Source organism: Spirillospora sp. CA-294931 (genome assembly GCF_050946795.1).
Classification (GTDB): Bacteria; Actinomycetota; Actinomycetes; order Streptosporangiales; family Streptosporangiaceae; genus Spirillospora.
Map to the genome: position 1 here is coordinate 3,507,384 of NZ_CP192006.1, position 18,745 is coordinate 3,526,128.

Annotated in this window: 16 protein-coding genes and 1 pseudogene; 5 read left to right on the forward strand and 12 right to left on the reverse strand. The window is 73.0% G+C overall.

Features of this window, described 5'->3' with window-relative positions; all coding sequences use genetic code 11:
• Positions 1–4 precede the first annotated feature (4 nt).
• The 3 genes from ACQPY4_RS15650 to ACQPY4_RS15660 all read right to left on the reverse strand — a co-directional run bounded on the left by ACQPY4_RS15650 (position 5) and on the right by ACQPY4_RS15660 (position 2,862).
• The gene (locus tag ACQPY4_RS15650) at positions 5–772 is read right to left on the reverse strand and encodes an SDR family NAD(P)-dependent oxidoreductase (protein ID WP_433336885.1); all 768 of its coding nucleotides are present in this window, start codon (positions 770–772) and stop codon (positions 5–7) included.
• An 11-nt stretch (positions 773–783) separates the two neighbouring features.
• Positions 784–2,256 carry a flavin-containing monooxygenase gene (locus tag ACQPY4_RS15655; RefSeq protein ID WP_433336887.1) on the reverse strand — a complete coding sequence of 491 codons (1,473 nt, stop codon included), beginning with the start codon at positions 2,254–2,256 and terminating at the stop codon, positions 784–786.
• Between the two features lie 126 nt (positions 2,257–2,382).
• The gene (locus ACQPY4_RS15660; protein WP_433336889.1) at positions 2,383–2,862 is read right to left on the reverse strand and encodes an ATP-binding protein; all 480 of its coding nucleotides are present in this window, start codon (positions 2,860–2,862) and stop codon (positions 2,383–2,385) included.
• Between the two features lie 265 nt (positions 2,863–3,127).
• On the opposite strand from ACQPY4_RS15660, the gene ACQPY4_RS15665 reads away from it, so the two are divergent.
• On the forward strand, positions 3,128–3,709 hold the full coding sequence (locus tag ACQPY4_RS15665; RefSeq protein WP_433336891.1) for a PadR family transcriptional regulator: 582 nt from the start codon (positions 3,128–3,130) through the stop codon (positions 3,707–3,709).
• Here the strand turns inward: ACQPY4_RS15665 and ACQPY4_RS15670 are convergent.
• Entirely contained in the window at positions 3,680–4,384 is a 705-nt protein-coding gene (locus tag ACQPY4_RS15670; protein ID WP_433336893.1) for a maleylpyruvate isomerase family mycothiol-dependent enzyme, read from the reverse strand. The two genes, ACQPY4_RS15665 and ACQPY4_RS15670, sit on opposite strands and share 30 nt — an antisense overlap.
• 60 nt (positions 4,385–4,444) lie before the next feature.
• Between ACQPY4_RS15670 and ACQPY4_RS15675 the strand changes: the two genes are divergently transcribed.
• Both ACQPY4_RS15675 and ACQPY4_RS15680 read left to right on the forward strand, forming a co-directional pair.
• A complete protein-coding gene (locus ACQPY4_RS15675; protein WP_433336895.1) occupies positions 4,445–4,957 on the forward strand; it encodes a COG4315 family predicted lipoprotein in 513 nt (170 codons plus the stop codon).
• A 35-nt stretch (positions 4,958–4,992) separates the two neighbouring features.
• Positions 4,993–6,081 (forward strand): annotated as a pseudogene (locus tag ACQPY4_RS15680) (P1 family peptidase).
• A 9-nt stretch (positions 6,082–6,090) separates the two neighbouring features.
• On the opposite strand, the gene ACQPY4_RS15685 reads toward ACQPY4_RS15680, so the two are convergent.
• Complete coding sequence (locus ACQPY4_RS15685; protein ID WP_433336897.1) at positions 6,091–7,065, reverse strand: diacylglycerol/lipid kinase family protein; 975 nt, start codon at positions 7,063–7,065, stop codon at positions 6,091–6,093.
• A 188-nt stretch (positions 7,066–7,253) separates the two neighbouring features.
• Here ACQPY4_RS15685 and ACQPY4_RS15690 point away from each other — a divergent pair, with 188 nt between their 5' ends.
• Positions 7,254–8,201: an alpha/beta hydrolase gene (locus ACQPY4_RS15690; protein ID WP_433336899.1), complete on the forward strand. Its 948-nt coding sequence runs from the start codon at positions 7,254–7,256 to the stop codon at positions 8,199–8,201.
• A gap of 9 nt (positions 8,202–8,210) precedes the next feature.
• Here ACQPY4_RS15690 and ACQPY4_RS15695 read toward each other — a convergent pair whose 3' ends face one another.
• The 3 genes from ACQPY4_RS15695 to ACQPY4_RS15705 are packed head-to-tail and all read right to left on the reverse strand — an operon-like array spanning position 8,211 to position 10,362.
• Positions 8,211–9,182, reverse strand: coding sequence for a cation diffusion facilitator family transporter (locus tag ACQPY4_RS15695; protein WP_433336901.1), 972 nt, complete (start codon positions 9,180–9,182; stop codon positions 8,211–8,213).
• A complete protein-coding gene (locus ACQPY4_RS15700; protein ID WP_433336903.1) occupies positions 9,175–9,555 on the reverse strand; it encodes an ArsR/SmtB family transcription factor in 381 nt (126 codons plus the stop codon). Before ACQPY4_RS15700 ends, ACQPY4_RS15695 begins: the two co-directional genes overlap by 8 nt.
• Before the next feature lie 15 nt (positions 9,556–9,570).
• A complete protein-coding gene (locus ACQPY4_RS15705; protein WP_433336905.1) occupies positions 9,571–10,362 on the reverse strand; it encodes a DUF6777 domain-containing protein in 792 nt (263 codons plus the stop codon).
• Between the two features lie 252 nt (positions 10,363–10,614).
• Here ACQPY4_RS15705 and ACQPY4_RS15710 point away from each other — a divergent pair, with 252 nt between their 5' ends.
• A complete protein-coding gene (locus ACQPY4_RS15710) occupies positions 10,615–11,994 on the forward strand; it encodes a serine/threonine-protein kinase (RefSeq protein WP_433336907.1) in 1,380 nt (459 codons plus the stop codon).
• Between the two features lie 213 nt (positions 11,995–12,207).
• Here ACQPY4_RS15710 and ACQPY4_RS15715 read toward each other — a convergent pair whose 3' ends face one another.
• The 4 genes from ACQPY4_RS15715 to ACQPY4_RS15730 form a co-directional block, all read right to left on the reverse strand.
• Positions 12,208–13,374, reverse strand: a complete 1,167-nt coding sequence (locus tag ACQPY4_RS15715) for a VWA domain-containing protein (RefSeq protein ID WP_433336909.1) — start codon at positions 13,372–13,374, stop codon at positions 12,208–12,210.
• Between the two features lie 211 nt (positions 13,375–13,585).
• Positions 13,586–15,817 (reverse strand): DUF5682 family protein, encoded by a 2,232-nt coding sequence (locus tag ACQPY4_RS15720; RefSeq protein ID WP_433336911.1) that lies wholly within the window; start codon positions 15,815–15,817, stop codon positions 13,586–13,588.
• Complete coding sequence (locus ACQPY4_RS15725) at positions 15,814–16,899, reverse strand: ATP-binding protein (RefSeq protein WP_433336913.1); 1,086 nt, start codon at positions 16,897–16,899, stop codon at positions 15,814–15,816. Before ACQPY4_RS15725 ends, ACQPY4_RS15720 begins: the two co-directional genes overlap by 4 nt.
• Positions 16,896–18,464: a DUF5691 domain-containing protein gene (locus ACQPY4_RS15730; RefSeq protein WP_433336915.1), complete on the reverse strand. Its 1,569-nt coding sequence runs from the start codon at positions 18,462–18,464 to the stop codon at positions 16,896–16,898. Before ACQPY4_RS15730 ends, ACQPY4_RS15725 begins: the two co-directional genes overlap by 4 nt.
• Positions 18,465–18,745: the final 281 nt, after the last annotated feature.

The window sequence follows — 18,745 nt, forward strand, 5'->3', positions numbered from 1 at the left end:
TCTGTCAGTCGTACTTGCGGCCCGTCCGGGACGAGAGCCGTGCGGCCAGCTTGCGGGGGACGACCCTGCTCAGGCCGACGATGGCCTTGTACTGCGCCCCGGGGACGCTGACCTGGACCCCGCGCTGGAGATCGCGCAGGCCCGCCGTGACGACGGCGTCCTGGTCGAGCCACATGAAATCGGGGATGCCCGATGTGTCCATGTTGGCCCGCTCGTGGAACTCGGTGTGGACGAATCCGGGGCACAGGGCCATGACGCGCACCTTGCCGCCGGAGCGGCCCGCGATGTCCTGCGCCACGCCCTGGCTGAAGCTCACCACCCAGGCCTTGGAGGCGCCGTAGGTGCCGCGCGCGGTGAACGCGGCGACGGAGGCGACGTTGACGACCCCGCCCCGGCCGCGCTCGATCATCGCCGGCAGGGCGGCGTGGGTGAGGCGGAGCACCGCCTCGCAGTGCACCCGGAGCATCGCCAGCTCGTCGGTGACGGGGACCTGGAGGAACGTGCCCTTGTTGCCGAACCCGGCGTTGTTGACCAGCAGGTCGACCCCCGCGCGCAGGCGCTCCTCGGCGGCGGCCAGGCCCGCGTCGGACGCCAGGTCGGCGACCAGCGTCTCGGCCCGGATCCCGTAGGAGTCGCCCAGCTCGCGGGCGGCCCGTTCCAGGCGCTCGCCGTCGCGGGCGAGCAGGACGAGGTCGAACCCGTCGGAGGCGAGACGGCGGGCGAACGCGGCACCGATACCCGCGGTGGCTCCGGTGATGAGTGCAGTCGGCATAGAGCCCGATTCTAGGATGAGGCCGCGCCCGCGCCGGGGCGCCGCGCGCGGACGTCGAAGTCGCGCGGGTCGGGACGGCGCGTGGCGCGCCGGTAGGCGAAGGTGAAGCCGGGCCAGTTGTTGACGACCTTGCCGTCGGCGTTCATGTACCAGCTGTCGCAGCCCGCGCTCCACACCGTCGTGCGCAGGCGCTCGCGCATCTCGCGGCCGAACGCGTCCTGGACGTCCGGGCGCACGTCCATCCAGTCGAGGTCGCGCTCGCGCAGGGCCCGGACGCATCCCAGCACGTAGCGGAACTGCGATTCGAGCATGTAGATGATGCTGTTGTGACCGAGGTTGGTGTAGGGCCCGTACAGCAGGAACAGGTTCGGGAACCCGCTGACCGTGATCCCCAGGTGCGCCTCGGCCCCGTCCCGCCACGCCTCGTTCAGCTCCCGCCCGCCCCGGCCGGTGATCTTCATGGGCGCCAGGAAGTCGGTGGTCTGGAACCCGGTGGCGTACACGATGACGTCGGCCTCGTGGGTCCCGCCCGCCGTGCGGACGCCGGACCGCTCGACGCCGGTGACCGGCTCGGTGACCAGCCGGACGTCCGGCCGGGCGAGCGCCGGGTAGTAGTCGTCGGAGATCAGGATGCGCTTGCAGCCCATGGGGTAGCGGGGCGTCACCGCCTCGCGCAGCGCCGGATCGGGGATGCGGCGCAGATTCCGCCGGAACCGCCTCTCCAGCAGGTTCATCAGCCGGGGGTACTTCACGAACCCGAGCGCACGCGCCTCGTACCGCGCGTAGGTCAGGCCCCGGCTCAGCCTCTGGGCCGCGGGGACGGCCGTCAGCAGCGCCTTCTCCCAGCGGCGGTAGGGCCGGTCCGGCTTGGAGATCACGTAGGGGGCCGAGCGCTGGAAGACCACCAGGCTCTCCGCCCGCCCGGCGAGCTCCGGGATGATCTGGACGGCGCTGGCGCCGGTGCCGATCACCGCGACCCGCTTGCCCGTCAGGTCGACGTCGTGATCCCAGCGCGCGGAGTGGAACCAGGGCCCGGCGAAGGCGTCGCGCCCGTCGAGCCGGGGGAGGCGGGGACGGTTGAGCTGCCCGCAGGCCGAGATCAGCACCCGCGACTCCAGGTCGCCGTCGGTGGTGCCGATCCGCCACAGGGCCGCCTCCTCGTCGAAGCGGGCCTCGGTGACCTCGGTGCCGAAGCGCAGGTGCGGCAGCACACCGTGTTCGCGCGCGCAGTGCCACAGGTAGTCGAGGATCTCCGCTTGCGGCGGGAACCGGCGGGTCCAGCCCGTCCCGCGCTCGAACGAGAACGAGTACAGGTGCGAGGGGACGTCGCAGGCCGCGCCCGGATAGGTGTTGTCGCGCCAGGTGCCGCCCAGGCTCCCGGCCTTCTCCAGGACGACGATGTCATCGATCCCGGCCTGCTTGAGCCGGATCGCCATTCCGATCCCGCCGAAGCCGCCTCCGATGATCACGACGCTGTGAGCCATGGCCGTCCCGAACCTCGTTCTGATGCGGACTCCCCGAGCGTAGGCGGCCGGGAGCCCGCTGAACAGACGGGGACTACGTCCGTGTCGCTGGGGTTTGGGCGGGGCGGAAGGGACGGGGGCCCGGGGTCATGACGGCCTCCCCTCGTCCGGGTGGTCGTCGAAGTGGGCGTCCTGCGCGGTGAGGTCCCAGTAGGCCCAGACGCACTTTCCGCCGTGGCTGGAGGGGTAGTAGCCCCAGTCGGTGGAGCAGTCGGCCACGAGCAGCAGCCCCCGGCCGTTCTCGGTGAGTTCGTCCGGCGGCTCGGCGCCCGTGGGGCGCGGCGGGAGGCGCGAGGCGTCCCAGATCTCGCAGAGCAGCCGGGTGTGGGTCAGGCGCAGGTGAAGGACGAGATGGCCCGTTCCCGCCTGCGCGTGGGACACCGCGTTGGTGATCAGTTCGGAGACGACCAGCGTGACGTCGTCGATCACCTCCGGAACGCCCCAGCCGTCCAGGCGGCCGGCGGTGAACCGGCGGGCCAGGGCGACCGCGCTCGGCAACGCGGGGAGGCGGAGCCGGTCCGAGAGGGTGTCGGGCTGCTCGGTCGGCGTCCGAGGCGGAGGAGGCATGGCTGTGGGTTGGTGCGGGAGCACGAGCATGGGGTGGCTCCAGGTGAAGAGGTGGACGATTTCCCACTCTCCGTGGCCGGAAGGCTCCGCACTACGCGGCCAAGCAACAAAAATCTGAGCTTTTTGGTACTTGAAGCGTGGTCTGGAGCGTTCCAGGTCACCGGACCGCCGCCGGGAACCGCAGTTCACACCTCCAAGTCGACGGGGACGAACTGGCCCTGCTCGGGGCCCTCTAATCTGGGCGGACGGCGAACGGGGGAGGACGATGTCGGCGACGCGGCTGCTGGTCCTGGGCGGGGTCCGGGCCTTCGGGCGTGCCCACGGCTACGAGATCCGCAGGGAACTGCTCTCCTGGGGCTCGGACGAGTGGGCCAACGTGAACCCCGGCTCGATCTACCACGCGCTCAGGCAGCTCGCCAAGGAAGGGCTGCTGCTCGCCCACGAGGTCGAGGAGAGCGACGCCGGGCCGCCGCGCGCCGACTACGAGATCACCGAGGCGGGCGAGCGGGAGTTCCTCCGGCTGCTCAGGGACGCCCTGGGCACGGTCGACACCCGGCGTCCCGAGCTGCTCTCGGCGGCCCTGGGCTTCCTGACCGAGCTGTCCAGGGACGAGGCGATCGTCCTTCTGGACCGGCGTCTGGAGGGACTGGCCGGGTGGCGCGCGTCGGTCACGCCCCACCTGGCCGAGGCCGAGGGCCACCACCTCGGCGAGCTGCTCGGCTGGTGGGCCTACTCCGCCGATGCCGCCGCCGAGTGGACCCGGGGGCTGATCGAGCGTCTGCGGGGCGGCGCCTACACGATGGCGGGGGAGAAGCCGTCAGGCGAGGCAGGCCAGGGCGGAGCGTAGGCCGCGGTCCAGGGGGTGGTCGGCGGGGAGACGGTCGGTGGTGGCCTCCACGAAGTCGGCGCCCGAAAGCTCGGCCGCCGTCCCGCCGCCGGTGACGCGGTACCCCCCGGGAATCGCCTCGACCTCGACCGGAGCGTCCTGCTCGGCCAGGACGAAGATCCCGACACGGGCGCGCCAGTCGGTGCGTCCCGGCTCCTCGCCCGGCTCGACCGGCACCGCGACGTCGTCGGCGTGGGTCGCGTACTCCGAGGCGTAGTGGAAGGTCTGCGGGCCCACCCGGTAGGCCCCGACCATGGTCGCCAGCGCGGCGTCCGGCCCCCGCTCCCGCATGCGCCGCCGCGTTTCGCCGTTCTCGTGCCGCCACTCCGCCAGGACGTCGGCGACGGGAAGGTCGCGCCGGGCGTCCACGCACCACCCGTTGAACTCGCCGAGATCCTTGACGCCCTCCTTCTCCAGCCGGGCGAACAGGACGTCGAGCTCGTCGTCCAGGCACGCGTGGTTGTAGAGCTCCTCACCGGCCAGATGGGCGAGCACGTCGCGCACCCGCCAGCCCTCGCAGCGGGACGGGTGGTTCCAGTCGGGGTCGGTCAGGCGGGCGAAGTAGGCGTCGAGCCGCGCGGCCTCGGCGTCGAGGAGGTCGAAGGGGTTCAGCCCTTCCAGCACGTCGGATTCCATGGGGCCAGCCTGCCCGATACCGGGCGCTTGTGAACCGGGACGACCGGGTAAAAGTGTCACATGAGCGCGGGTTTCGGGAGCGCGCCGGAGGCCACGATGCGCGGAACGTTGCTCGGCGGAGTGTTCGCGGCCGTCCTGGCGGCGACCGGATGCGCCGGGGGCACCGAGAGCATGGAGACCCCGGGCAAGACGCTGGCGCCCGCGTCGTCCGGCCGGGCGATGGTGATGACCGGGCGGACGGCCGGGGGCACGGCCCTGGTCGACGGCATGGGCAAGGCGCTCTACCTGTTCGAGAAGGAGGGCCGGGGACGCCCGCTGTGCGACGGCGACTGCGCGGCGATGTGGCCGCCCTTCGTCATCAGCGGGACGCCGAAGGCCGACGGTGAGGCCCGCGGCGACCTGCTCGGCAGCGTCACCCGTGCCGACGGCACCGAGCAGGTCACCTACGCGGGCCACCCGCTCTACACCTACGTCAAGGACGTCTCGCCGGGCGACGCGGGAGGCCGGGACCTCTTCGACCACGGCGCGGAGTGGTACCTGCTGGACGCCTCCGGCGCGCGGATCCGGCGCTGAGAAAACCCCTCGGGCCCGCCGTTAGCATGATGATCATGACTCGTGCGCGCGCCTTCGGGCTTCCCCTGCCCGGCACTCCCGGACCGGCCAACGCGATCACCGACGTTCCCGGCGTGGAGGTCGGCTACACGACCCTGATCGAGGGCGACGACGTCCGGACGGGGGTCACGGCCCTGCTGCCGCGCGGCCGCACGGGCTTCACCTCGGCCTGCGCCGCCGGGATGTACTCGCTGAACGGCAACGGCGAGATGACCGGGGCGCACTGGATCGCCGAGACCGGGGCGCTCGCGATGCCCGTCCTGATCACCAGCACGCACTCGGTCGGCGCGTGCCACCAGGGCGTCATCGAGTGGGCGCTGCGCGAGCGGGCCGACGAGGCGCGCGACTGGATGCTGCCCGTCGTCGCCGAGACCTGGGACGGCTACCTCCACGACATCGACCGCCAGCACATCGGGCCCGAGCACGCGATCGCCGCCGTCGACGCGGCACGGGGCGGCCCGGTCGCCGAGGGGTCGGCCGGCGGCGGCACCGGCATGAACAGCTTCGGATTCAAGGCCGGGAGCGGGACGGCGTCCCAGGTCGTGGAATAAGGGGACGACACCTACACCGTGGGCGCCTTCGTCCAGGCGAACTTCGGGGCCCGGGAGCACCTCACGGTGTGCGGGGTGCCCGTCGGCGCCGACCTCACCGACGACAACCCCATGCGCGACACCGACTGGCTCGGGCTGGAGGGCGCGGGCTCGATCATCGTGATCGTCGGCACCGACGCCCCGCTGCTGCCCGCCCAGAGCACCGCGCTGGCCCGCCGGGTCCCGATCGCGCTCGGCCGCACCGGCGGCTACGGGCACCACTCGTCCGGCGACATCTTCCTCGCCTTCTCCACGGGCAACCCCGGCTCGCTCAACCATGGCCTGGAACGGAAGGCGGGCCGCTACGACACGCTGCGCTTCGTCCCGTGGAACGAGATCGACCCGTTCTACGACGCCACCGTCCACGCGGTCGAGGAGGCGATCTACAACGCCCTGCTCGCGGGCGAGACGATGGTGGGACGCCGGGGGCACCGCTCCCCGGGCCTCCCCAAGGACCGGCTGCGGGAACTGCTCACCGCCCGCGGCGTGCTCTGACCGCCCGGATCACGTGTCGACGAACGTGTTCGGCACGATGACGCGCAGAGCGTTGCCCATCAGCCGGATCGTCACCGGCGTCAGGCCGCGGATCTCGCCGTCCACATCGGCCCGCAGCGGCCGGTCGGTGGTGATCCGCACCTCGGTGCAGGTCATGAAGGCGTCCTCGTCCAGCGAGCGCCACGGCCCGGTCAGCACGTGCCGGGCGGTCGCCGAGGCCAGCCGCAGCCGCCGCTGGTCGCCCAGCCGGTAGACCGCCAGCAGCCGGTCGTCCGGGCTGGCGTCGCGGGCGATGCGCTGCCCGCTGTGGTGCGCGCCGTTGGCCACGTTGAGCTGGTGGGTGGCCAGCTCGTAGGTGTGGTCGCCGATCGTGATCGTCGCCCGGAACGCCTCGTGCCCGGCCAGCAGCCGCGCGGCGGTCACCGCGTAGGCCGAGCGGCCCAGCACGCGCTTGAGCCCGTGCGGCACCCTCCCGGCCACGTCGACCGACAGCCCGAGGCTCACCATGTTGGCGAAGATGTGCTTGTGGCTCTCGCCCGCGCCGTCTTCGGGGGTGCCCTCGAACCAGCCCAGGTCGACGTCGGCGACCTTGCCGTCGCGCAGCACCCCGACCGCGCCCTTCAGGTCGAGGGGCAGCTCCAGGCTGCGCGCGAAGTTGTTGGTCGTGCCCAGCGGCAGGACGCCGAGCGCGATGTCGCGGTGCGCGAGATGCCCCACGGCCTCGGCCACCGTGCCGTCGCCGCCCCCGACCACCACCAGATCGGGCTCGGGCTCCAGGACGTCGGCGAACACCGCGCCCAGCCGGCCGGGATCGGTGACCGGCACGACGCGGGCGAAGTCGAACCCGGCGGCGTCCAGCAGCTCGCGGGCCTGGTCGAACAGCCGCCGCCCGCGCCGCGAGCGCGCGTTGACCATCAGGACCGCCCGGCCGTGCGCGCGGATCGCCGCCTGGAGTTCGGGCTTGCTCCGCATCTCGGCCTCCATCCGCGTCACCCTACCGGCCCCGGCGGGCCCCAATCGCGATCGAATATTGTATAAACCGGTAACAAGGAGTTAAGTCGAGGCCCTTCCCGGGGATATTTCCAGAAACAAAACAACGGAAAGTCCGGGGCGATGACATGTGGCGTAGCGGCCTGCTCGGAGTGGGATTCATTGCGGGAATGACCGGCGTAATGGCGACCATTGCGCCCGGCGGGCGCCCGGCGGCGCCGACACCCGACGCGGACGGCGGCGCCACCGTCGTCAGCGAGCGCCGCCGCGGTCCCCGCATCCTCGACCTGGCCGTACGCTCGCCCGCTCTGGGCGGGATAGCGCAGGTCCGGCTGCTGCTCCCGCCCGGCTGGTCGGCCGATTCGACGCGCACCTGGCCGGTGCTGTGGCTGCTGCACGGCGCGGGCGGCGGCGCCGGCCACGAGTCGTGGACCGCCGCGGGCGACGCCGAGCGCCTGACCGCCGGATTGGACGTCATCGTCGTCATGCCGGACGCCGGAAGGGCCGCCAATTACTCCGACTGGTGGAATTGTGGCCGCGGCGGCACACCGAAGTGGGAAACCTTCCATCTCGCCGAACTGCGGCAGATCCTCGAACGGCGATACGGCGCGGGAACGGCGCGGGCCATCGCCGGCTGCGGAATGGGGGGCATGGGCGCCGTCGCGTACGCGGCCCGGCACCGGGGGTTGTTCCGCGCCGCCGCTTCGTTCAGCGGGCCGCTCAACCTCCTGCACCGGGACACCGCGCGCCTGGACGTCCCCGACCTGGTGGAGCTGGCGGTCGCCGTCGGACGTCCGGGCGCCGACTGGAAGGGCCTGTGGGGCGACCCGGTCGGGCAGCGCGTGGTGTGGCGTCACCACAACCCGTTCGACCTGGCCGACCGGCTGGCCGGGGTCCGCCTGTACGTCAGCGCGGGGGACGGGACGCCCGGCCCCCTCGACCCGTCGCCCGGCACCGGCCCGGACGCCGTCGAGGCGCTCGCGCAGACGGTGGCGCGGCAGTTCAGCGGGAAGCTCAGGAAGCTGGGCGTCCCCGCGTCCACCCACTTCTACAAGGGCACCCACGCGTGGCCGTACTGGCGCCGCGAGCTGCGCGCGGCCCTGCCGACCCTGCTGGCCGAGATCACCTGACCGCCGCGCTCAGTGGCAGCGGGCGTCCCCGCCGACGTGCTCGTGCCCGTCGTCCTGCTCGGACACATGGCGCGGGCCGTGCGGGTCTTCGCAGTGGAACTCGTCGTCGACGTGGTCGACCTCAAGTGTCGTGTGGGTGATCCCGTACGAGCTGCGCAGCAGCGCCTGGAGATCGCGCCGGACGGCGTGGCAGTCGCTCTTGGGCTCCACCATCACATGCGCCGACATCGCCGGGTAGCCGGAGCTGACCTCCCAGACGTGCAGGTCGTGGACCTCCTCCACGCAGGGGCGCTCGGCCAGCCGCGTCCCCAGCTCCGACGGGTCGATCCCCGAGGGCGCCGCCTCCATGAGCACCCGGCCCGCGTCGCGCAACAGCCCGTAGCCCGCCTTCAGCATCAGCGCGGCCACGACCAGCGAGGCGATCGCGTCGGCCTCGGCGAACCCGGTCGTCCACACCACCAGGCCCGCGATCATCGTGGAGATGAACGCGTAGAGGTCGTTCAGGACGTGCTGGAACGCGCCCTCGACGTTGAGGCTGTCCCGGTTGGCCTTGCTCATCAGCCAGGTCGCCACCAGGTTGATCCCGACGCCCGACAGCGAGGTCCAGAACACCAGGGCGCCGTTGACGTCCGGCGGGTCGATCATCCGCCCGACGCCCTCGTAGACGAAGTAGATCGTGAGCAGGATCAGCGTCAGCCCGTTGAGCTGGGCCGAGAGGATCTCGGCCCGGCGCAGCCCGTAGGTGAAGCCGCCCTTGGGCGGCCGCGCGGCGATGCGCATCGCCACCAGCGCCAGGAAGATCGCGAACGCGTCGGTCATCATGTGCGCCGCGTCGGAGATCAGCGCCAGCGACTGGGCGATCAGGCCGATCACGACCTCGACCGACATGTAGACCAGGATCAGCGCCAGCGCGCCGCCGAGATACCGGCGGTCGGACCCGGCGGAGACGGCGTGCCCGTGGCCGTGCCCGTGGTCACTCACCGCCGTCCCCCTGGTGGCCGACGTGGACCAGGGCGAGGTCGAGCAGCATCCGCACGTGGGCGTCGTCCAGCCGGTAGTAGGCCATGCGCCCGGCCCTGCGGACCCGCACCACGCGGTTGGCGCGCAGCAGCCGCAGCGCGTGCGACACCGCCGACTCGCTGTTGCCGCACGCCGCCGCGATGTCGCAGACGCACATCTCGCCGCCCTCCAGGAGCGCGGTGAGAACCCGCAGGCGGCCCGGGTCCGACAGCAGGCCGAAGACCTGGGCCAGCTCGGCGATCGCCTCCCCGTCCGGCATCGAGGCCGTGACCAGGGCGACCTTGTCCGGATCGACGACCCGGACCGCGCAGGTGACGTCTGAAGTAGTGCTCATATGAGCAAATATAGCCTACGAGATCGGCGGCGTCTCCGAGGGGCCCTCCACCGGCGCCATCGAGATGTCGGGTTCCGGCGTCGGCTCCGGTGCCACGCCGGTCGGCTCAACGGTCGGCTCGGTCGTGGGCGTCGGCGTCGGCTCCATCGTCCCGCCCGGCCCCTCGGACGGACCGGTCGAGGGGTCGGCCGAGGTCGAACCGCTCGGACCCGGCGACACCGCGTCGGGCGGCGGGCTCGTGGGCGGCCCGTCCGACTCGCCCGTCGTCGACAGCGGCCGGTTGAACCCGATCTCGGCCTCCGGATCCACCAGCACAAAGGCGACCACCGTGCTCCGCTTCTCGACCTTGGTCACCTTCTTCTTGGAGAATCCGGGCCAGCTCGACCCCTTGTACTTCCCCTTCCCCGTCGAGATCTTTTTCTCCGGCGCCGTCAGCGGGTTTCCGCAATTGCACTTCACCACGGGAACGCCGTATTCGTTGATCAGAACTCCGATGCCCCGCTGGAGCACCGCCGCGCCACGCGTCGGCTTGCCCTTCTTGTACCCGTGGTTCACCACCAGAGTGTCCGTTCTCAGCAGCACCGGCGTCAGCTTGGAGACGAACCGCGGGATCTCATCCGCCGCGATCTTGTGAACCCCCGCCCACGCCTTGGCCTTGGCCGGATTCGCCCGCAGGAAGCTCACGATCTTGGCGGGATCGCAGCTCGCCGCGCGGCGCGTCCCGCCGTAGAGGCCGGGCGCGTCCCCGCTCGCCGTCCCGCCCGAATGCGCCCGAGGCGCCACGTCCTCCCGGTCGACGTTCGACATCAACGTATAAGGGTCGGGTCCCGGCGACCCCACCGTCAGCCTCGTGATCGTTTCTCCCGCGCCACCGCAACCCACCGCCGTCCCCAGCACGAGCGGCACAACGAGAACCCCGCTCCCGAGAATTCGGGAATTGATCTTAGGCATTTCTCCGCCTCCCCCTCAGGGCCACCGAACCTATACTCTTTGATGCAGCCGCACCGTGGTTCGTTGTGGGGCAAAACGTGGGCTATTTCGTTATCGGGGGAGGCGCGGATGGCGGCCCCGCTACCGCTCGGCACCGCCGATCCGGCACGCCTGGGCGAATACGAGATCCTCGGCCGCCTCGGCACCGGCGGCCAGGGCGCCGTCTACCTCGGCCGCAAGGACCCCGATCCCACCCGCGTGGCCATCAAGCTCCTGCACACCCGGCTCCTGGGCAGCCCCGACGCCCGCGCCCGCTTCGTCCGCGAGCTCGCCCTCCTCCAGCGCGTGGCCGGTTTCTGCACCGCCCAGATGCTGGAGGCCGACCTGGACGGCGACCGCCCTTACATCGTCAGCGAGTACGTCCCGGGGCCCTCCCTGCGCGAACTCGTCGAGAACTCAGGCCCCCGCACGGGCGCCGACCTCGACCGCCTGGCCATCGGCTCGGTCACCGCCCTCACCGCCATCCACCGCGCGGGCATCGTCCACCGCGACTTCAAGCCGCAGAACGTCCTGATGGGCCCCGACGGCCCCCGCGTGATCGACTTCGGCATCGCCCGCGCCCTGGACTCGGGATCCACCCTCACCAGCCAGGTGATCGGCACCCCCGCCTACATGGCCCCCGAACAGTTCGCCGCCGCCATGATCGGCCCGTCCGCCGACCTGTTCGCCTGGGCCGCCACCCTGCTCTACGCGGCCACCGGCCGCGACCCCTTCGCGGGCGGCCCGCTCCCCGCCGTCATGTACCGCGTCATGAACGAGACCCCCGATCTCTCACCCCTCCCCGCCGCCCTGGCCGAGGTCGCCGCAGCCTGCCTCTCCAAAGACCCCGCCGACCGCCCCACCTCCGAACAGGCCCTCCTCTGGCTTCTGGGCGACCGCACCCGCCCCAGCAAGCCCCCCACCCCAGAACAAGTCCCCTCCACAAACCCCGACCAAAGCCCCCCGCCCGAGCAACCCTTCGTACCGCCCCAACCGCCCTTCGGAGCCCAAACTCTCCCCGGCCCACCACCGTTCGGATCGGCTCCACCACCCGTCGCCCCGGGACCCGCCTGGCAACCCGAACCGAGGCGCTACCGCAGGCTGCCCCGCTCCATCGCCGTGATCACCGGCCTCTCCCTGGCCGCGCTGCTGGCCGCCCTGGACGTCGCGGCGCTGGCCGTCCTCATCGCCGACCCGAGCCTGAGCGACGGAAAGCGCGGCGGCCTGCTGCCCGTGGTGGCCTCCTCGTTCGCCGTCCTGGCCGTCGTCACCCTCGTCGCCGTCATCCTGGCCTGGCGCGGCAGCCGCGCCGCCGCCTGGACGATCATGGCCGCCCGCGTCCTGCGGGTCGTCCTGTGGGGCGGCTGGGCCCTGCTCGTCACCGTCCAGCCCGCCCCCTTCGCCCTCCACACCGTCCTCACGGCCCTGGTCGTCCTCCTCCTGGCCCGAGGCCTAACCCGCCCGCCCTGACCCCCGACCCCAAGCGCCACGCCCGCCCCGAACCCCCGCCAGCGCAACACGCGGCCCAACACGTCCAGCCCGCCCCGCTTTGCCCCACGGACGCCACCGCCCGCACCGGCCCCACGCCCAGTGGGATGCGCCGCCCGACACGTCCAGCCCGCGCCAAGCCGGGTTCGCGGGTGTGGTGGTCGTTCTCGTCGCCGGGATGAGGGGGGTGGGTGATCAGTTGTTGCGTTCGGCCCAGGTTCGGAGGTCTCGGCGTTCGACGGCGGCGGCCATGAGGTTGGGGAAGGCGTCGGGAGTGCAGGCGAAGGCGGGGACGCCCATGGCAGCCAGGGCCGCGGCGTTCTCGTGGTCGTAGGCGGGCGCGCCCTCGTCCGACAGGGCCAGCAGGACGATGACCTGGACGCCCGCGGCGGTCATCGTCGCGACGCGCTGGAGCATCTCCTCGCGGGAGCCGCCCTCGTACAGGTCGCTGACCAGGACGAAGATGGTGTCGTTCGGGCGGGTGACCAGGGTCTGGCCGTAGGCGAGGGCGCGGTTGATGTCGGTGCCGCCGCCGAGCTGGGTGCCGAACAGCAGCTCGACGGGGTCGTGGAGCTGGTCGGTGAGGTCGACGACGGCGGTGTCGAAGACGACCAGGGACGTCCGCAGCGAGCGCATCGAGGCCAGGACGGCCCCGAACACGCTGGCGTACACCACCGACGCCGCCATCGAACCGCTCTGGTCGACGCACAGCACGACGTCGCGCTTCACCGACTGCTGGCGCCGCCCGTAGCCGATCATGCGCTCCGGGACGAGCGTCCGGTGCTCCGGCAGGTAGTTGCGGAGGTTGGCGTGGATCGTCCGGTTCCAGTCGACGTCGGCGAGGCGGCGCGGCCGCAGGACGCGGGACGAGCGGTCCAGCGCCCCGCCGATCGCCGAGCGGGTCCGCTGCGCGAGGCGTTTCTCCAGGTCGCGGACGACCGTGCGGACCACCGCGCGGGCCGATTCGCGGGCGCGGTCGGGCATCACCTTGTTGAGCGCGAGCAGCGTGCCGACCAGGTGGACGTCGGGCTCGACCGCGTCGAGCATCTCCGGCTCCATCAGCAGGCGGGTGAGGTTGAGGCGCTCGATCGCGTCCTTCTGCATCACCTGGACGACGGTCGAGGGGAAATACGCGCGGATGTCGCCCAGCCATCGCGCCACGCTGGGTGCCGAGTCGCCCAGACCGGCGCTGCGCCGTCCAGGCTTGGGCCGTCCCTCCTCGGGGGATCCGCCGTAGAGCTTCTCCAGCGCGCCGTCCATGCGGGCGTCGCCGCCCTCAAGCCCGACCCCGGTGCCCTCGGCTCCCTCGCCGCCGAGTACCAGCCGCCATCGCCGCAGCCGCTCGGCGCTCTCGGTGCTCATGCTCGAGCCCCTCCCGTTGTGTGGTCGCCGGGTGTTGGTCTCCTCCGGCCGAGGCCGATCAGCGTGGCGTTACCACTGGCGGGTGTCGGGGTGTCGGGGTGGCGGTCGCGGCCCATGCTTGCGTTGTGGTGGTCGGGTGTCGTCCGGCCGGGGGTGGTCGGCGTGGTGGTTTCTCTGGCGGGGGCCGGGGTGTCGGGGTGGCGGTCGCCGCTCATGCTCGGGCCCTTTCCGTGGTGCGGTCGTCGGGTGCCCAGCCGAGGATTTGGAGGGCGGTCAGGGCGGCGGGGGTGGCTCTGGCCGGGTCTTCGGAGTCGGGACGGGCGGCGGGGGCCGGCTGGTCCAGGCGGCGGACCCGGTCGCCCAGCGTGCGGCGTTCGGCGGCGGCGTAGGCGGAGAAGGTGCGGCGCAGCAGGGGCAGGACGTCGGTGAAGGACGCGGGGGGCAGGGCGGCGATCCAGGCGTCGACCAGGCGCAGGAGCTGGTCGTCGTGGATCAGGACGAGGCCGCCGCCCGACAGGAAGCCCTCGACCCAGGCGGCCGCGCGGTCGGGCGGGGAGCCGACGGAGACGGCGCGGGCCATGCGGGCGGGGACGTCGTCGAGACGGCCCGCGTCGTGCAGGAGGCGGGTGAGGCGGCCCTCGATCAGGCCGTGCAGGCCGTCGCGGTCGACCAGGGCCGCCAGGGTGGCGCGCCAGCGGTCCCGGTGGCCGGGGTCGGCGAGCAGCGCCAGCGCGCTGTGGACGGCGTCGACGCGGGTCAGCAGCTCGCGGGCCGCGTCGTCGTCCAGGCCGGGCGCGGCGGGCGGCAGGCCCACGCAGACCCGGACGACCAGGCCGTCGACGACCGCCTGGAGCGGGCCGGTGGCGGTGCCGCGGACGTCGCCGTAGCGCAGGGCGCGGACCAGGGGCGGCAGCGCGGACATCAGATGCGCGACGTCGGTGTCGACGGCCGCGCGGTCGGACAGGGCGCCCATCACGGTCGGGAGCGCGTCGCCGAGATCGGCCAGCAGGCAGCGCTCGGCGACCGACGTCAGGTCGGCCAGCGCCGTCGCCTCGGTGGCCATCGCCTCGGCGCGGGCGGACGCGGCGGCGTGGACGGTGGTGCCCCAGGCACCGGCCTCGATCAGCTCGACGTCGAACTCGGGGCGCCACACGAGCGTCCAGGTCTCGCGGAAGGTGCCCTTGGAGCGGCTCTCGGCGGGCGTGCCCCAGTCGACGTCGAGGAGCCGCAGGCGGTGCAGCAGGCGGCTGCGGTCGAGGTCGATGGGCCTGCGCAGGTCGAGGTCGTGCTCCTTGTCGAGCGCGGACGGCTTGAGCCGCAGCCGGCGCTGCTCGGCCTGGAGGTCGCGCTGGAGCGGGACCATCGGGGTCTTCTCGGGGACGGAGCCGAGGCGCTCGCCGACGACCAGGCGGCGCTGGATCAGCTCGACGGGCAGCTCGGCGCCCTCGCACAGGACGGCCCGGGTGGCCTCGGTGACCTCGTCCAGGCCCGCGAGGGGACGCCCGCGCAGGGCGGCCAGTGCCCCGGCCAGGCGGACCGCCTCGATGACATGTGCGGAGGAGACGTGCAGGTCTTCCTCGCGCAGGACGCGCGCGGCACTGGTCAGCCATCGCTCGATCGGACGATCGGGGGCCGTGAACAGGTGGTGGTACCAGCCCGGGGAGCGCACGCCCGCGCCGTAGCCGGAGCGGTCGGCCAGACGGCCGTGCGTCCAGGGGACCCATGTCATGGCGACCTTGGCCTTGGGCAGGCCGCGCAGGGTCTGGTCGTCCTGTGTGGCGGGGACCTTGGCCAGCAGGGCCGGGACGTGCCAGGCCCCGCAGACGACGGCCACCCGCTCGTGGCCCTCCTTGAGGGTGCGGCGCAGCGTCCGGCGCATGTGGGCCTCGCGCTGCTCCTCGCGGCGGGACGGGCTCTCCCCGGCGAGCTGGTCGCGGAGCTCGGTCATGGCCTCGGCGATGGCGGTGAAGGGGGTCGGGTCGTCGGGGGCGGCGCCGCGGTGCTCGACGACGTCGTCCCACCAGCGTTCGGTGTCGTCGTAGCCCGCGGCGCGGGCCAGCCGGCCGAGCGGGTCGAGGCGGACGCCCTCCTCAGGGGGCTCCTCCTCGGCCGCCGGGATCAGCTGGTGGGCGGCCGGGAGGTCGCAGAACCGGGCCGGGATTCCGGCCGCGAGGGCGTGCCTGATCGCCTGCCACTCGGGGCTGAACTCGGCGAAGGGCCAGAACGCGGCCCGGCGTCCGGCCTGGTCGAGGCCGGGGGAGTAGGCCAGCAGGGCGACGGGCGGGACCATGCCGGGGTCGGCGGCCAGCTCGACCAGTGGGTCGGCCTCGGGCGGCCCCTCGATCAGCACGGCGTCCGGCCGGAACTCCGCCAGGGCGCGCCGCACCGCGCGGGCCGAGCCGGGGCCGTGGTGGCGGATCCCGTAGACCTCGACCTGACTCACGACACCTCCCGGCAGGCCCGGTAGAAGTCACGCCATTCGGGACGCTCGCGGACGACCGTTTCGAGGTACTCCTGCCACACGACGCGGTCGGACACGGGGTCCTGCACCACGGCGCCGACGATGCCGCCCGCGACGTCGGCGGAGCGCAGGACGCCGTCGCCGAAGTGCGCGGCCAGCGCGAGGCCGCTGGTGACCACCGAGATGGCCTCGGCCGTGCTGAGCGTCCCGCTGGGGGACTTGAGCTTGGTGCGGCCGTCGCCGGTGACGCCGCCGCGCAGCTCGCGGAAGACGGTGACCACGCGGCGGATCTCCTCCAGCCCCGCGGGGCTCTCGGGCAGTTCGAGCGAGGCGCCGATCTGGTCGACGCGGCGGGCGACGATGTCGACCTCGTCGTCGACGGACTCGGGCAGCGGGAGGACGACGGTGTTGAACCGGCGGCGCAGGGCGCTGGACAGCTCGTTGACGCCGCGGTCGCGGTCGTTGGCCGTGGCGATGACGGTGAAGCCCTTGACCGCCTGGACCTCGGTGTTCAGCTCGGGGACGGGCAGCGTCTTCTCGGACAGGATGGTGATCAGCGCGTCCTGGACGTCGCTGGGCATGCGGGTCAGCTCCTCGACGCGGGCGACGGCGCCGGTGCGCATCGCGCGCATGAGGGGGCTCTCGACCAGGGCCTTCTCGGACGGCCCCTCGGCCAGCAGCCGCGCGTAGTTCCACCCGTAGCGGATCGCCTCTTCGGCCGTGCCCGCCGTGCCCTGGACCAGCAGGGTGGAGTCGCCGCTGACGGCCGCGGCCAGATGCTCGGAGACCCACGTCTTGGCGGTGCCGGGGACGCCCAGGAGCAGCAGCGCCCGATCGGTGGCGAGCGTGGCCACCGCGACCTCCATCAGGCGGCGGGGGCCCACGTACTTGGGGCTGATCTCCGAGCCCCCGGGAAGCTCGCCTCCGAGCAGGTAGGTGGTGACCGCCCACGGCGACAGCTTCCACCCGGGCGGACGCGGCCGGTCGTCGTGCTCGGCCAGCAGGGCCAGCTCGTCGGCGTACTGCTGTTCGGCGTGCGGACGCAGGACGGCGTCGGTGGTCACTGGATCTCCTCGGGTTCTGTCAGTTCGGCCAGCATCTCGGCGCGGAAGCGCAGGGTCTCGGTGAGTTCGGAGAGGGCGCGGGCGACGACGCCGCCGGTGGCCGCCTCGAGGCCGTGCCCGCGGGCCAGCTCGTCGAGCCGGGGCACCGCGCGCGGCTCGAGCCGCTGGTCGGCCAGGCGGCACAGCTGGATCAGCGTGTGCTCGCTGCGGTAGGAGTAGCGCTCGGCGGCGCTCGCCAGTCCGGCGACCACGGTGTCGGCCAGCTCGCCCGTCCAGGGGCCGGGGATGCGTTCGAGGACGCCGAGCAGGTCGGGCTGGCCCTCGACCCACCGCACCAGCGCGGCGGCCGCCGCGTCCCGCTCGCCCTCGGGCAGGACGGGCAGCAGGTCGGCCAGCGCCTCGGGCTCGTCGACCATCACCCCGCCCTTGAGCAGGGCCCGCGCCCAGGAGGCGTCGCGCTGCCGCAGCGCGGCCCGCGCCCACCCGATGTGGACGTCACGCGCGGCGCGGTTATCGCCGTCGCCCCCGACCGGCAGGCACACGATCTCCATCGGCGGGAGAGCCAGCAGATCGGTCCAGGTCGACAACGGCGTGCGGGCGAGGATCTCGCGCAGCCACGCCGCCTTGGTGCCGACCGGGCCGCCGGACCGCCCCCCGGGCGTGAACGAGCCGCTGGGATGGAACGGAACCCCGTCGCGCGCCAGGTCGTCGTCGTGGGCGCGGGGCGGCTCCACCATGATCCAGGTCTGCTCGCGCATGCGGACCGTCCGGACCTCCGGACGCAGGCACGCCCGGGCCCGCACCGCCATCCGCTCCCCGTATGCCGAGCCGGGCAGCCGGGCGAGCAGATCGGAGGCGAGCTGCCGGACGTCCTTGCCCCGGTCTTCGAGCGCTGACTCCAGGAACTCCTCGTCGTCGCGCGAGAGATTGTGCTCGAACGTCGCCAGGAACGCCGCCCGATCGGGGGCGGGCTCCTTGGCCCAGGTCGACCCCAGGACCTCGCGCGCCTCCGCCGGTTCGCCGCCCCGCAACCGGGTCAGGTACGCCACCCGCTGGTTGCGCGTGCCGGTCTCCCACACGTTCTCGCCACCCGGGTCGTCGCCCGCGCCGACCAGATACGCCCAGTCGGTGTTCTGCAGCGCCAGCCAGACCCCGCGCCGCCCCCCGGCCTTGGCGATCGGACGCCGCAAAACACGATCGCTACGCCCCTTCTCCAACAGCTCAGGCAAGAGACGCGCGGGCACCCGGTAGCCCAGCCCGGCGGCCGCGTCGAGCCATTCGGGCAGCACCCGCAACTGCTCGCCGGACAGGATGCGCGCCAGCCGATGCGCCGCCGCCGCCGGAACGGCCGGCGCGTCCTCCGAAGGCGCGGGCGCGATCGGGGTGACGGGATCGGCCGAGACGGGCGCCAGCCCCGCCCGCCGCCGCACGGCCAGCAACGCCGCCTGGTCGAGCAGCCGCCCGGCCGCGTCGCCGACGTCCCCGGGCGCCTCGGGCAGCACCGGAGCGTCCCGACGCTCGGTGCCCAGCAACGCCGCGGTGACATGCTCATCCCACGAACTCATCGCGCACACCCCCGATCGTGCTCGTTCACGACAGTCATAGGTCCACCACGCCCTCGCCGTCCCCCAACACGTCTCGACCGAGCACCCGCCCCGCCGCATCCCCGGGCGCCTGGGGGCAACGCCGGGGCGCCCCGGTAAGCCGGCAGCGCGGTGGTGACGCGTTCGTCCCACAAACTCATCTCGTGCCCCCGAGCGTGGTCGTTCCCGACAGTCAAAGAATCTCCATGCCCGCGTCGTGCCCCCAGCACGGCTTGGCCGAGCACCCGCCCCGCAGCGTCGCC

Coding starts and splice junctions, on each gene's coding strand:
- ACQPY4_RS15665 (WP_433336891.1), top strand. CDS start 3,128: ATGTCGGCGACGCGGCTGCTGGTCCTGGGCGGGGTCCGGGCCTTCGGG.
- ACQPY4_RS15710 (WP_433336907.1), top strand. CDS start 10,615: ATGGCGGCCCCGCTACCGCTCGGCACCGCCGATCCGGCACGCCTGGGC.
- ACQPY4_RS15730 (WP_433336915.1), bottom strand. CDS start 18,464: ATGAGTTCGTGGGATGAGCATGTCACCGCGGCGTTGCTGGGCACCGAG.
- ACQPY4_RS15670 (WP_433336893.1), bottom strand. CDS start 4,384: ATGGAATCCGACGTGCTGGAAGGGCTGAACCCCTTCGACCTCCTCGAC.
- ACQPY4_RS15700 (WP_433336903.1), bottom strand. CDS start 9,555: ATGAGCACTACTTCAGACGTCACCTGCGCGGTCCGGGTCGTCGATCCG.
- ACQPY4_RS15655 (WP_433336887.1), bottom strand. CDS start 2,256: ATGGCTCACAGCGTCGTGATCATCGGAGGCGGCTTCGGCGGGATCGGA.
- ACQPY4_RS15675 (WP_433336895.1), top strand. CDS start 4,445: ATGAGCGCGGGTTTCGGGAGCGCGCCGGAGGCCACGATGCGCGGAACG.
- ACQPY4_RS15660 (WP_433336889.1), bottom strand. CDS start 2,862: ATGCCTCCTCCGCCTCGGACGCCGACCGAGCAGCCCGACACCCTCTCG.
- ACQPY4_RS15715 (WP_433336909.1), bottom strand. CDS start 13,374: ATGAGCACCGAGAGCGCCGAGCGGCTGCGGCGATGGCGGCTGGTACTC.
- ACQPY4_RS15705 (WP_433336905.1), bottom strand. CDS start 10,362: ATGTCGAACGTCGACCGGGAGGACGTGGCGCCTCGGGCGCATTCGGGC.
- ACQPY4_RS15690 (WP_433336899.1), top strand. CDS start 7,254: ATGGCGACCATTGCGCCCGGCGGGCGCCCGGCGGCGCCGACACCCGAC.
- ACQPY4_RS15685 (WP_433336897.1), bottom strand. CDS start 7,065: ATGGAGGCCGAGATGCGGAGCAAGCCCGAACTCCAGGCGGCGATCCGC.
- ACQPY4_RS15650 (WP_433336885.1), bottom strand. CDS start 772: ATGCCGACTGCACTCATCACCGGAGCCACCGCGGGTATCGGTGCCGCG.